Annotated in this window: 11 protein-coding genes; 2 read left to right on the top strand and 9 right to left on the bottom strand. The window is 71.1% G+C overall.

What is annotated here, in order from left to right; genetic code table 11:
• Positions 1-24: 24 nt before the first annotated feature.
• From kduD to JNB62_RS13880, 8 genes are all read right to left on the bottom strand, one after another.
• Entirely contained in the window at positions 25-789 is a 765-nt protein-coding gene (kduD, locus tag JNB62_RS13915) for a 2-dehydro-3-deoxy-D-gluconate 5-dehydrogenase KduD (RefSeq protein ID WP_220301501.1), read from the bottom strand.
• Entirely contained in the window at positions 786-1,664 is an 879-nt protein-coding gene (locus JNB62_RS13910; protein ID WP_220301500.1) for a fumarylacetoacetate hydrolase family protein, read from the bottom strand. Before JNB62_RS13910 ends, kduD begins: the two co-directional genes overlap by 4 nt.
• Entirely contained in the window at positions 1,661-2,845 is a 1,185-nt protein-coding gene (locus JNB62_RS13905; protein WP_220301499.1) for a glycoside hydrolase family 88 protein, read from the bottom strand. The genes JNB62_RS13910 and JNB62_RS13905 overlap by 4 nt, the downstream gene beginning before the upstream one ends.
• 44 nt (positions 2,846-2,889) lie before the next feature.
• Positions 2,890-3,612: a ferredoxin-NADPH reductase gene (locus JNB62_RS13900; RefSeq protein ID WP_220301498.1), complete on the bottom strand. Its 723-nt coding sequence runs from the start codon at positions 3,610-3,612 to the stop codon at positions 2,890-2,892.
• A 4-nt stretch (positions 3,613-3,616) separates the two neighbouring features.
• A complete protein-coding gene (locus JNB62_RS13895; RefSeq protein ID WP_220301497.1) occupies positions 3,617-4,585 on the bottom strand; it encodes a carbohydrate ABC transporter permease in 969 nt (322 codons plus the stop codon).
• Positions 4,585-5,517, bottom strand: coding sequence for a carbohydrate ABC transporter permease (locus JNB62_RS13890; RefSeq protein ID WP_220301496.1), 933 nt, complete (start codon positions 5,515-5,517; stop codon positions 4,585-4,587). The genes JNB62_RS13895 and JNB62_RS13890 overlap by 1 nt, the downstream gene beginning before the upstream one ends.
• A gap of 118 nt (positions 5,518-5,635) precedes the next feature.
• Positions 5,636-6,943, bottom strand: coding sequence for an ABC transporter substrate-binding protein (locus JNB62_RS13885; protein WP_220301495.1), 1,308 nt, complete (start codon positions 6,941-6,943; stop codon positions 5,636-5,638).
• Positions 6,944-6,993: 50 nt separating this feature from the next.
• Positions 6,994-8,988, bottom strand: a complete 1,995-nt coding sequence (locus tag JNB62_RS13880; protein WP_220301494.1) for a DUF2264 domain-containing protein — start codon at positions 8,986-8,988, stop codon at positions 6,994-6,996.
• 149 nt (positions 8,989-9,137) lie between these two features.
• Here JNB62_RS13880 and JNB62_RS13875 point away from each other — a divergent pair, with 149 nt between their 5' ends.
• Both JNB62_RS13875 and JNB62_RS13870 read left to right on the top strand, forming a co-directional pair.
• Entirely contained in the window at positions 9,138-11,201 is a 2,064-nt protein-coding gene (locus JNB62_RS13875; protein ID WP_223231150.1) for a heparinase II/III domain-containing protein, read from the top strand.
• On the top strand, positions 11,198-12,301 hold the full coding sequence (locus tag JNB62_RS13870; RefSeq protein WP_220301493.1) for a substrate-binding domain-containing protein: 1,104 nt from the start codon (positions 11,198-11,200) through the stop codon (positions 12,299-12,301). The genes JNB62_RS13875 and JNB62_RS13870 overlap by 4 nt, the downstream gene beginning before the upstream one ends.
• A 32-nt stretch (positions 12,302-12,333) precedes the next feature.
• On the opposite strand, the gene JNB62_RS13865 is transcribed toward JNB62_RS13870, so the two are convergent.
• On the bottom strand, positions 12,334-12,824 hold a 491-nt coding region (locus tag JNB62_RS13865), incomplete at its 5' end, for an EamA family transporter (protein WP_220301492.1).

Here is a 12,824-nt window from a genome sequence, read left to right as displayed (position 1 = left end):
CTCGGGTGAGTGGATGCCGGCGGCCTAGCGGACGAGCCAGCCTCCGTCGACGGGCACGACGGCGCCCGTGACGTAGGCGGCGGCGTCCGAGGCGAGGAACACGAAGATCCCCTGCAGGTCGGACGGCGTGCCCCAGCGGCCGGCCGGGATGCGCGACAGGATCGACGCGGCGCGCTCCTCGTCGGCGCGCAGCGGCGCGGTGTTGTCGGTGGCCATGTAGCCCGGCGCGACGGCGTTGACGGTGACGCCCGCGGCGGCCCATTCGTTGGCGAGGGCCTTGGTGAGGCCCGCGACCGCGTGCTTCGAGGCGGTGTACGCGGGGACCAGGATGCCGCCCTGGAACGACAGCATCGACGCGACGTTGATGATGCGCCCGCCGCCCTGCGCCAGCATGTGGCGGCCCGCTGCCTGCGACAGGTGGAACACGGCGTCGAGGTTGATGGCCAGCACGTCGTCCCAGTCCGAGGTCGGGTAGTCGACGGCGGGGGAGCGGCGGATAGTGCCGGCGTTGTTGACGAGGATGTCGAGGCCGCCGAGCTCGGCGACGACCTCGTCGACCGCCGACAACAGCTCGTCCGGCGTCGCCGAGACCAGGTCGCGCTGCACGCGGTGCACGCGACGGCCGGTCTGCTCGATGAGCGCCGCGGTGTCGGACGCGTCGCCGCGGTCGAGCAGCGCGACGTCGGCGCCTGCTTCGGCGAGCGCGACGGCGGCGCCCTGGCCGAGTCCGCGGCTGGAGCCGGTGACGAGGGCGACCTTTCCGTCGAGGCGGAACGAGTCGAGGATCATGCGGTGGCCTCCTGGCTGGCGTCGGCTGCGGCGACGAAGGTGGTGGTGAGCTCGCCGATGCGCGAGATGCGGACCGTCACGGCATCGCCCGGAGCGAGCGGCCGATGTGCGTCCTGCGCGGCGGGCAGCTTCTGCGGCGTGCCGGTCGACACGATGTCGCCCGGCTCGAGGGTGAGCACCTGGCTCAGGTGGTGGATGACGTACGCGACGCTGAAGATCGTGGTCGAGGTCGACTGCGACACCGTGACGACGCCGTCGCGCACGACCTCGACGAGGAGGTCCTGCGGGTCGCCGAGTTCGTCCGGCGTCACTATCCAGGGGCCGAGCGGAGCGAAGCCGTCGGAGCACTTGCCGAGCGCCCACTGGCTCTGGCGCCGCTGCCACGCGCGGTCCGACACGTCGTTGAGGATCGTGTACCCGCCGACGTGGTCGAGGGCGTCCTCCAGGGTCACGCGCTGCGCGCGGCGGCCGATGACGACGGCGACCTCGCCTTCGTAGTCGACGTCGGTCGCACCCGGTGGGATGACGACGGGGGCGTTCGGACCGGCGAGCGTGTTCGGGGTCTTGACGAAGACATCGGGGTACTCGGGGTCGTCGGCCGTCGGGTCCACGCCGTCCGGCACGTGGCCGCGGTAGTTGTACCCGAGGCACAGGATCTTGCCCGGCACGACCGGCGCCTCGAGGGCCGAGAGCTCCAGCGGCGGTAGCGCGTGGGCGTCGGCGGCGTCGACGGCGGCGCGGGCGGCGTCCAGGGCCGCGGCATCCGCCAGCAGCGCCGTCACCGATCCGGCGAACCCGCCGAGGTCGAGCACCCGGTCCCCGACGACGGCGCCGGGCCGCGGCCCGCCGTCGCCGGCGTACGTGACGAGTCTCACCAGTACTTCTTCCAGTCGGGGTTCGCCACCCGCATGAGCGCCTCGAGGTAGAAGTAGTCGCCCCACAGGGTGCCCTCGTCGACGCCGTTGCCCTTCGGCAGGTCGTACACGGAGTGCAGGATGAGGGCGTCCGAGTCCTCGGCCGACGCGGGCGTGTAGTTCGCGATGAGCGATGCCAGGATCGCGTGCGCCCTGTCGATCCACTCGGCGGCGCGTGCGGCATCCACCTCCACCGAGGCGAGCTCGATCAGGCCGCACACGGCGATCGCGGCGGCCGAGCTGTCGCGCGGGGCGTCGCTGCCGTCGGTGTAGACCAGGTCCCAGAAGGGCACGTCGTCGGCGGGCAGGTGGCGCAGGAAGTAGTCGGCGCAGCGACGGGATGCCTCCAGCAGGCGCTCGTCGCCGGTCACGGCGTAGTTCATCGCGAAGCCGTAGATGCCCCACGCCTGGCCGCGGGCCCAGCACGACTCGTCGGCCGCGCCCTGCTCGGTGCCGCCGCGCAGCGGCTCACCGGTCTCGGCGTCCCAGTAGAACGTGTGGAAGGTGGAGTCGTCTGCGCGCAGGATGTGCTCGCGCAGCTGCGCGGTGTGACGGCGCACGGCGTCGTCGAACCGGGCCTCGCCCGTCTGCTCGCCGGCCCACGTGAGCAGCGGCATGTTCATGAGGCTGTCGATGATCGTGCGCCCGCGCTGTGCCGGGTCCGACAGGTCGCCCCACGCCTGGATGATGCCTGCCGGCTCCAAGAAGCGGCGCATCAGGTGGTCGGCGGCCAGCAGCGACGCGTCGCGGGCCGCTTCGTCGGCGCCCAGGCGCCACGACGCGACGGTCGACAGCGTGTACAGGAAGCCGAGGTCGTGCGTGTCGAGGTCCTCCTCGGCGCGGACGCGGCGCTCGAAGTCGGCCACGTCGACCTTGGCCGCCTCGCGGTAGTCCTCGTCGCCGGTGAGCTCCCATGCGAGCCACAGCATGCCGGTGCGGAAGCTGGTGGTCCAGCCCCGGTTGCCGCCCAGCGGGATGTTCCCCTCGGCGGGACGCAGCTCGTACCGGTCGTCCACCGTCGTGTCGTCGGGGTACGCGGGGCCGAACTTCGCGATGTTGCGCCGGATCGTCGACAGGGCGTCGGCGATCGCGTCGTCGACGCGGGGGGCTCTCGTGCCCGAAGCGGGCGAGGTGGACGTCATGGGAGATATTCCTTCAGAGAGATGAACAGGACGGTGCCGCGGCGCTAAGCTCGCGCGGCCACCGCATCGTCGTTGTCAGCAGAGTCGAGGTCGAGCACAGGTCGGAGGGTGTAGCGGGAGTTGGTCCACGCGAGGTAGAGCGCCGCGGAGGCGGTCAGCCCCAGACCCAGGGCCGGTGCGGTGGCGAACACGGCGGCCTGGATGCCGAAGGCGATGAGCGACACCGCCGTCAGGTACCAGCGGCGCAGGCTCAGGTGCAGGGCCGCGCGCAGCACGTCACGGAACCGCGCCTGCGGCACCTCCGCGAAGGCGACCAGCGACAGCAGGCCGACGCCCAGCGTGAGGAGGCCGAGCACGCCGAGCAGCGGAACCGTGAACACGGCGGCAGGCGATGCCGCCAGCATCCGGACGTCCACCAGCAGCACGACGATCACCGCGGTGGCGGCCGCGCCGATCACGAGCGCGCGCCACCACGTGTCGCGCAGGCCCGCGGCGAAGGCGCGGATCGGGCCGCGGCCCCCTTCGCCGTGCTCGCGGAACGCACGGAACGCGGCGGTCACGCCGGGCGCCGCCAGCGGCGCCGCGATCGCGAGGAACGGCCACGAGTACGCCGGGTCGGTCGTCACGAGCAGCGCCACGAGCGGCAGGCACGTGATCACCAGCAGCAGGTTGACGATCAGGCCGAGGTAGATCATCCCGATGAGGGACGCCCACGCGTCGTGCGAGACCAGTCCGTTGAGCTTGGAGAGGACGCCGGACTTCTTCATGACGTCACCCCTTCAGCCCGCTCGTCGCAATGCCTTCGACGAAGTACTTCTGGCCGAGCAGGAAGATGATCGCGATCGGGATGACCGAGATCGTCAGGCCCGCGAACAGCAGCGCGTAGTTGGTGTCGAACAGGTTCGAGACGAAGCCCTTGAGACCCAGCTGGATCGTCCACAGATCGGGGTTGCGCAGGTAGATGAGCGGTCCCAGGTAGTCGTTCCAGGTGTTGACGAAGGTGAGCAGCGTCAGCGACGCGAGCGCCGGGATCGACAGCGGCAGCATGATCTTGCGCCAGATCGCGTACTCGCTGAGGCCGTCCAGGCGCGCGGCCTCCGACAGCTCTTCGGGGATCGTCTCGTAGAACTGCTTCATCAAGAAGACGCCGAACGCGCCGAACGCCTGCAGCAGGATGATCGACCACAGGGTGTTCGACACCTTGAAGTTCGAGAGCATGATGAACTGCGGGATCATGTACGACTGCCACGGCACGGCGATGGTGCCGACGTACAGCAGGAAGAGCACGTCCCGGCCGCGGAACTTCATGCGCGCGAAGCCGTACGCGGCGAACGACCCGGTGAGCACCTGCAGGAAGGTCACGACGACCGCGAGGAACAGCGTGTTGCGGATCCAGACCAGCATGTTCGACTGGGTCCAGATGTCGACGTAGTTCTGCCACACCCACGTCTCGGGCAGCCACTTGATCGGCACCGAGAAGACCTCGTTCGAGGACTTGAACGAGCTGAGCACCATCCACACGAACGGCGTCAGCAGGCCGATCGCGAAGATGACGAGGGCGATGTACATCAGGATGCGGCCGATGCGGCGCGCCGGGGTCAGCTTCTCGCCGTCCGGTCCGCGCTTGGGCTCGTTGCCGTCGGCCAGCTTGCGCAGGCTCCGCACGGCGGCGGTGGGAGGCGTGAAGTCCGAGACCAGGCGGTCGGCGGCATCACGTTCGATCTGCTGCTGCTCGGCCATCACTTGTTCCCCCTCTTGTTCCACAGGAACTGGACGATGGTCACGATGATGCACATGAAGAACAGCACCACCGAGGCGGCCGACGCGTAGCCGAACTGGCTCTCTTCGAAGCCCTTGCGGTAGATGAACTGCGACATCACCGAGGTCGCCTGGCCGGGACCGCCGTCGGTCATGACGAGGATGAGATCGAAGATCTTGAACGAGTTGATCGTCAGCATGACGGTGACGAAGAACATCGTCGGGCGCAGGCTGGGAAGCGTCACGTTCGTGAACCGCTGCCACGTGTTGGCGCCGTCCATGCGCGCGGCCTCGTGCAGCTCGCGGGGCACCGTCTGCAGGCCCGCGAGGAACAGGATCATGTAGTAGCCCATGTCGCGCCACGTCGACACGATCACGACGGCGGGCATCGCCCACTCGGGTGAGGTGAGCCATCCGGGCGGGTTCTGGATGCCGATGAACTTCAGGAACTCGTTGATCGGGCCGTACTCGGGGCTGAAGAGCAGGTTCCACACCACCGCGATCGCGACGATCGACGTGATGTACGGGAAGAACGCGGCGGTGCGGAAGAACGCGACCCCGCGGAGCTTGTTGTTCAGCAGCAGCGCCAGTCCCAGCGAGACGACGATCGTCAGCGGGATGTGCATCACCGAGTAGTAGAGGGTGTTGACGACCGAGATGCGGAAGCTGCCGTCGCCCATGAGGCGCGTGAAGTTGGCGAAGCCGATGAAGTCGGCCTTGCCGAAGACGTTCCAGTTCGTGAACGCCATGTAGAAGAGGATGACGATCGGCACGAGCGTGAGGACGCCGAAGCCGATGAAGTTGGGGAGGATGAAGCTCCACCCGATGAGGGTGTTGCGCAGGCGCAGCTTCGAGCGCCTGCGGCGCGCGGGCGGCGGTGCGGTGCCGGCCTCGGTGGCGGTGATGGTCGCCATGGCGGACCTCCAGAAGGGACCTGTCGGGTGGGGTGCTGGTGCGGTGCCCGGCCCGCCCGCGGGGAGCGGACCGGGCACCGGGTTTCAGTGCCGGCGCGTCTGGCGCCGAGCGGGTCGATCAGTCGGTGCCGACCTCGTTGGCGACGCGGTCCTGCGCCTCCTTGATGGCGTCGGCCGGCGACTTCGACCCCGACATGATCGCGGTGTGCATGTCGCCGAGGATGCCCTGGATCGCCGCGGTCTTGTCCGAGGTGGGGTTCTCGGCGTGGACCTCGTGTGTGGAGTACGCGAACTTCGACAGGTCGTCGGTGGGAGCGCCGTCGACCGAGAAGTACGTCTCGACGACCGGGTCGGTCAGGAGCGCCGGCGTGATGCCGATGCCCGCGAGCACCTGGGCGCCCTCTTCACCGGCGGCGAAGGCCAGGAAGTCCTTCGCGGCGGCGACCTTGGACTTGTCGATCGCGGCGTTGATGCCGAAGCCGGTCGGGTCGCCGAAGGTCACCGGGGTGTTGTCGAGACCGGTGGTCTTGGAGGACTCCTGCGGGATCGGCGCGATGCCCCAGTCGAACGTGTCGGCGTCGCCCGACGCCTGCTGTGCGATGAGGGTCGCGACGAACCACGTGCCCATGGGCAGCATGGCGGCGTGCTGCTTGCCGAACTCGCCCTGGTAGGTGAGCTGGTTCGCCTTGGCCGTGTTGTAGTCGGTCTGGTCGCCCGCGTCCTGCATGGCGAGCTGGCGCTCGTAGAAGGGCTCCATGTAGTCGTACTCGCCCTTGAGAATGTCGCTGTCGGTCTGCGCGTTGGCGAAGCCCTGGACGGTCGACTGCCAGTTGTGCAGGTAGGCGCCCTTGGCGGTGCTGCCGGCGGCGGCGAGGCCCTGGGTCAGCGCGTCGGCGGCGTCGGCGTAGTCGTCCCACGTCCAGGTGCCGTCGGGGTACTCCACGCCGGCCTGGTCGAAGAGCGCCTTGTTGTAGTACAGCACCCACGAGTCGTTGCGGTAGGGCACCGCGTAGGCGGTGCCGTCGACCTCGTACGACTTGGCGCCGCTGATGCCGTCGGGCAGCTCGACGTCCGACACGTCCAGCAGCTGTCCGCCGTTGACGAAGGTCGGGACGAACTTGACCTCCTTCTGCGTGATGATGTCGGGCGCGGAGCCGGCGGCGAGGTCGGCGGTCACGAGCGTGTTGTACTCGGTGGGGTCGTAGCCCTTGAGCTCGATCGTGACGTCGGGGTTCTTCTCGTGGTACGCGTCGGCGAGCTTCTGGAACTCGGGCGTGGTGTCGAGGCTCCAGCCCGACATCGTGAGGGTGACGGGGCCCGACGACTCCTCGGGCGAGGTGGCGTCGTCGCCGCTGCTGCTGCAGCCGGCGAGGGCGAGCGTGGCGACCACGGCGATGCCGGCCGCGGCAGCGTATGAGCGCTTCATACTGTGCGTACTCCTTTGTGATTGCGGGCCCTTCCTCGGGCCCATCGGGTTCACCGGTCGGCGTCGGACGCGTCGCCGGGGTTCGCGAGGCGACTGGTGGTCGCCGTCCCGTCCGGCCAGGTGACCGTGACGGTGGTGTCGCCGGCGTCCGTGCGGACGTCGACGGTCGCATCGCCGGGCGATGCGAGGTCTTCGGTGGTGAGCTCGACGAGCGTGGCGATCCACGCGCCGGGCTCCACCGGGTACATCACGACCGGCACGATCGCGACAGGCCCGAGCGGGCTGGCGTCGAAGCGCTCCTCGACGCTCGCGACGCCGCCGCCGAGGATCGAGTGGATGCCCGAGGCCAGGCCGTCGGCGACCGCCGAGGCGGCGGCATCCCGAGCCCGTCCTTCGACGGCCGCGGCGGCGAGCGCCCAGCCGCCGACGCGAAGGCGCAGTGCACCGGCGTCGACGCCGGCCTCGAGGGCGTCGACGCGCGTGAGGCGCACCTCCCACGGGCCGCGCAGCAGCGAGTGGACCGTCACCACACCGGCGAGCTCGACGTCGCCCTCGATGCCCGAGCCGTGGCGGTGGGCGGCGGGATGCGGTGTGATCCAGTGCGGGCGAGAGACGGATGCCGCGATCGCGACCCGTGCGTCCCCTTCGCCGTCGACGCGCACGTCGATGAGCTCCATGGCGGCGCGGTGCGTGGCGCGGCCGGCCGCGTCGACGAGGGCGACGGACTGCTCCAGCGGCTCCTCCCACGCGGCCTGGTTCGCGAGCGGCGCGGCAGCGGTGGCGTAGCCGATCCGGGCGTACAGCGGGGAGTCCCCGACGAGGGCGCCGTCCGCCGCGTGGTCGCTGCCGTGGTTGGCGATGCGCACGATGCCGTCGGCTGCCGTGCCCGAGACGGCCCAGCCGGCCGAGCGCACGACGCGCACGTCGTCGCCCGCCTCCACGGGCAGCGGCACCGCGGGCGCGGCCCACACCGGGTGGTCGGCCGGCAGCGAGATGCCGAGGAGGCCCTTGACGGCCCAGTACGGCGAGCCGGGACCCGAGTACGACTGCGCGAGCTCGCGCCACTCGTGGTGCCAGCCCATCGTGAGCACGGCGTCCTCTCCGGGTGCGTCGTGCGCCACGAAGTGCGCGACGACGGCGTTGGCGGCGCGGCGGAGCTCGCCGAGCGGCACCGAGGGCACCTCCGCGACGGCGCCGACCCAGAACGGGGCGGCCGCGGCGAAGCGGTAGATGAGGCTGCGGCCCTGGATGAGCGGCGACCCGTCGGCGCCGACGAGAGCGACGGCGTCCTGCAGGAAGCGGTCCAGGCGCACGACGTCGCCGGCGGTGCGGCCGCCGGCGAGCTCGTCGGCGCCCTGCATGCGCGACCACAGCACGGGGTACGTGTGCAGCGCCCAGCCGACGTAGTGGTCGTACGAGCGCTCGAAGCCGTCCGAGATCCAGCCGTCCTCTCGCACGAGGGAGTCGTGCAGGGCGAGGTCGTCGGCGATGTCGTCCACCGACCACGGGCCGCCGACCGAGCGCAGGAACGTCTGCACCACGACGCGGAACCACAGCCAGTTGGTCTTGGGGTACGTCGTGTCGCCGACGACGGGAGCGAGGTAGTCGACGACGCGCTGCTGCGTGACGGCATCCAGGCGGTCCCAGATCCACGGGCGGGTCATGTCGAGCACGAGCGCGAGCGACGCGGCCTCGACCTTGGCCTGGGCGTGCTCGTCGAGCCGCACCCAGCGGTCGGCGGCATCCGGGTCCACTCCCGTGACGATGCCCTGTCGGTAGAAGTCGGCGAGGTCCTCGGTGCCCTCGCCGCGAGCGCCCGCGATGCGGAAGCCTGCGAGCAGGAACGTGCGCGCGAAGCCCTCGAGCCCGTCGACGTCGTGACCGTAGCCGCCCTCGGCGCCGGGGAAGTGGATGCGGCCGTGGCCGGGCGACGCGTACGAGCGGGCAGTATCGAGCAGGCGGTCGGCGAAGACGATCCATTCGTCCCGCGACCAGTCGGCGCCCACCGCGAGACGTGCGGATGTGCCGGGCTGCTGGAACGTCACTGGGATCTCCCTCGATCTTCTTGCTGCTGTGTCGCCGCTGCTTCCTCGAAGAGCGAACGTTTGGGACTGTAGCAATCCATTTCGTTCATTGCAAGACTGTTTTGGATTCGTTATGATCGTTTGTGATCGCTTAGCGATATGGTGAATCGATGAGGAGGATCCTTTTGACCGTTCTGGATGCCGCATCCCCCGCTTATCGCGGCCGCCTGGCCGAGACGTACGAACGTCAGGCGGGCACCGATGCCGCCGGCTTCGCGGCCGCCCTCGCCGGCCTGCTCGCGCCGCCCTCGCAGGCGCTGCCGGTCGCGACGGCGGACGACCGCTCCGTGTGGGGTCCGGGCGGCTCCGCCGACCCGGTCTCGATCCGCGGCATCCTCGAGCGCGCCGAGGCCGACCTCGACCAGCCGTGGCCGGTGCCCCTCGCGTCGGCGGCCGCGCGCCTGCACGACGACGGCGACCGCGAGGGCTGGGAGAGCGTGCTCTACGAACGCCAGCGACGCCTCTCGCGCGCCGCGGTCGCGGCGGCCGTGCTCGCTGACGACCCCGTCCGCGGACCCCGCTCCCTCGCCGAGGTTCTCGACGGAGTGTGGCTGTTCTGCGAGCAGAGCTCGTGGTGCTGGCCCGCGCACGACGACGCCTTCCGCGAGCGCGGCTCGGTGCTGCCGGTCGTCACCGCCCCGTACCTCGACCTCGGCGCCGGCGAGGTCGCGAGCCTCCTCGCCTGGGTCGACCAGCTGATCGGCGACCGACTCGAGGCCCGGTACCCCGGCATCCGCTCCCGCGTCCGTTACGAGATGCGCGTGCGCATCTTCGAGCCGTTCACCCGGCGCCGCGACTGGCACTGGCTCGGGCTCGACGGCGACGTGCACAACTGGAACCCCTGGATCCACGGCAACGTGCTCGTCGCCGCCCTGCGCCTGCTGGACGACCCCGCCGAGGCCGACGAGCGCGCCGCGATCGTCGCACTCGCGCTGGAGGGCATCGACCGCTACGTGTCGGTGCTGCCCGACGACGGCGCGATCGACGAGGGCTACGCGTACTGGTGGAACGGCGCATGCCGCGCACTGGAGGCCCTCGACGTCGTCCGCCACGCCACCGGGGGAGTGCTCGACGCGTCGGGCATCACCGCGCTGCGCGAGACCGTGGCCTTCCCCCACCGCATGCACCTCGGCGCCGACTGGTACCTGAACCTCGCCGACGGGCAGGCGCGCGTGTCGGCAGCCCAGCCGTGGCACGCCCTCCACCGCGCCGCGATCGCCGCGGGGGATCGGGATGCCGCAGCCCACGCCGCCGCGCACCGCACGCCCGGATCGCCCGCGGCCATCGAGCACCCCGGATTCGGCCGGCTGCTGCGCGGCATCACCGATCCCGCGTGGATCGCGGCGGCGCAGGACTCCTCGCCCTTCCCCCGCGACGTGTGGCTGCCGTCGACCGAGGTGCTGCTCGCCCGTTCGCACGGCGGCACGGCCCGCGGGCTCACGATGGCGGCCAAGGGCGGGCACAACGGCGAGCACCACAACCACAACGACGTCGGCTCGTTCATCGTCGCGTCCGACGGCGTGCCGGTGGTGGTGGATGCCGGGCGCCCGACCTACACGCTGCAGACCTTCGGCCCCGACCGGTACGACATCTGGACCATGCAGAGCGGCTGGCACAACGTGCCCGTGATCGACGGCCGCGAGCAGCCGCCCGGCGCCGAATTCGCGGCATCCGGGGTCGAGGCCTCGATCGGCGACGACTCGGTGTTCTCGGCCGAGCTGTCGGGCGCCTACCCCGGAGTGGGGCCGTGGCACCGCACCGTGCGTCTCGAGCGGGCCGCCGGGCGGGTCGTGGTCTCGGACGCCTGGACCCCCGCCGCGCGCGCGACGAGCCAGATCCCGGTCGTTGAGCGAGCGAGGAACGAGCGAGACGAAACGCACGCGTCCACGAGCGGCGCCGGCACCCGCCGCACCGAGGTGCGCCTGCTGCTCGCGGGCGACGTCGTGCGGGACGGGGATGCCGTCGCCGTGACGCCGCTCGAGGGCGCGACGCCGGTGCGCATCTCGTGGCCCGCGGGCGTCGAGGCCTCGCTCGTCGTGCGCGAACTCGACGATCCCGTCCTGACCAGCGTCTGGGGCGCGAAGCTCACGCGGCTCGATCTCGACGTCACTGACCGCGACGCGATCGCGGTCACGGTAGAACTGGACCAGACGAACGCGGAGGACACGCGATGACCGACCAGACACCGGCACTGCTGGCCGCCGAACGGCGCGCCCACGTGCTGGCCTCGCTGGAGCGCGACGGCGCCGTGCGGGTCGCTCAGCTGATGGACGAGCTCGGGGTCGCGCCCGTGACGCTGCGCCGCGACCTCGCGCAGATGGAGCGCGAGGGTCTGCTCGTGCGCGTGCACGGCGGCGCCGTCCCGGCCGCCGGGTCGCTGGACGACATGGACTCCGGCGCCGTCGCGCCCGCCCGAGCGGGCTCGATCGCGATGCTCGTGCCGTCGCTGACGTTCTACTACCCCACCGTCGTGCGCGGCGCCGAGGCCGAGGCCGCCCGTCACGGCATGCCTGTCGTGGTGCGCGGCGCCTCGTACGAGCTGCAGGACGAGCGGCCCGTGCTGGAGCGCCTGGTCCACACCGAGGGCGTCCGCGGGCTCGTGCTCGCCCCCAACACGGACACGCCCCACGCGCAGGACGTCGTGCAGTGGCTTGCCGAGTGCGGCCTGCCGAGCGTGCTCGTCGAGCGCGACGCCGTGCTTCTTCCCGAGGGCAGCCCTGTCGAGAACGTCACCACGGACCACGCGCTCGGCGCCGTCCTGGCCGCGCGCCACCTCGCCTCGCTCGGTCACCGCCGGGTGGGCCTCATCATCGCGCGCGACTCGCCCACGTCTCGCAAGATCGCGGCGGGCTGGCACGCGGCGTGCGCCGAGCTCGGCCTGACGCCGGCCGACCAGTTCGAGACGAGCCTGCCGCCGCGGACGAGCCCGGACTTCTCGGCCGTCGTGGACTCGACTCTGGACGCCGCGCTGGCGAACGGCGTCACGGCGATCCTGGTGCACTCCGACCCCGAGGCGATGGCGTTCGTCGACCTCGCCCTCAACCGCGGCATCTCGGTGCCCGACGACCTGTCGGTCGTCGCGTACGACGATGAGGTCGCCGAGATCTTCACGCCGCCGCTGACTGCGGTCGCCCCGCCGCGCCTCGCGGTGGGCCGTGCCGCCGTCGACCTCGTCCTGCGCCGCCTCGAAGACCCGACGCGTCCCGTGCACCGTGTCGTGCTGAATCCCACGCTCAACGTCCGGGGCTCGACGGCGCCGCCGCGCGGCGCCTGACGGTCGCGCATCGCGGGCCCTGACGGTCGGGCTCACGCGATGGGCTCGGCCGCCTCGCGTGCGGCACGGGCCGACGAACGCACCGCGCCGATGCTCGCCGCGATCACCAGGGCGATGCCGGCGAGCTCCAGCCACGTCATATGTTGGCCGAGGAATATGAACCCGGCGAGCGAGGCCGTGGCCGGCGCGAGACTCATGAGGATCGCGAACGCGGCGGCCGGCAGGCGTCGCAGCGCGATCAGCTCGAACGCGTACGGGATCGTCGACGACAGCACCGCGACGGCTGCGCCGAGGGCCACGATCTCGATGCGGAACAGGGCGGGTCCGGCATCCACGATCCCGAGCGGGAGCGAGATCAGCGCGCCGACCGTCATCGCCAGTGCGAGGCCGTCGAGCTTCGGGAACGCCCGGCCCACCCGCGCCGAGGCCAGGATGTAGAACGCCCAGCTGCCGGCGGCGCCGAGGGCGAACAGCACGCCGAGCGGGTCGAGGCGGTCCCACCCCTGTCTCTTATACACAGCTG

The organism is Microbacterium jejuense, from assembly GCF_019511665.1.
In the GTDB taxonomy this organism is placed as follows: Bacteria; Actinomycetota; Actinomycetes; order Actinomycetales; family Microbacteriaceae; genus Microbacterium; species Microbacterium jejuense_A.
Note: the sequence above shows the minus strand (reverse complement) of the source record. Positions and strands in the feature narration are given on the sequence as shown.

Coding starts and splice junctions, on each gene's coding strand:
- JNB62_RS13875 (WP_223231150.1), top strand. CDS start 9,138: ATGAGGAGGATCCTTTTGACCGTTCTGGATGCCGCATCCCCCGCTTAT.
- JNB62_RS13895 (WP_220301497.1), bottom strand. CDS start 4,585: ATGGCCGAGCAGCAGCAGATCGAACGTGATGCCGCCGACCGCCTGGTC.
- JNB62_RS13905 (WP_220301499.1), bottom strand. CDS start 2,845: ATGACGTCCACCTCGCCCGCTTCGGGCACGAGAGCCCCCCGCGTCGAC.
- JNB62_RS13885 (WP_220301495.1), bottom strand. CDS start 6,943: ATGAAGCGCTCATACGCTGCCGCGGCCGGCATCGCCGTGGTCGCCACG.
- kduD (WP_220301501.1), bottom strand. CDS start 789: ATGATCCTCGACTCGTTCCGCCTCGACGGAAAGGTCGCCCTCGTCACC.
- JNB62_RS13900 (WP_220301498.1), bottom strand. CDS start 3,612: ATGAAGAAGTCCGGCGTCCTCTCCAAGCTCAACGGACTGGTCTCGCAC.
- JNB62_RS13870 (WP_220301493.1), top strand. CDS start 11,198: ATGACCGACCAGACACCGGCACTGCTGGCCGCCGAACGGCGCGCCCAC.
- JNB62_RS13890 (WP_220301496.1), bottom strand. CDS start 5,517: ATGGCGACCATCACCGCCACCGAGGCCGGCACCGCACCGCCGCCCGCG.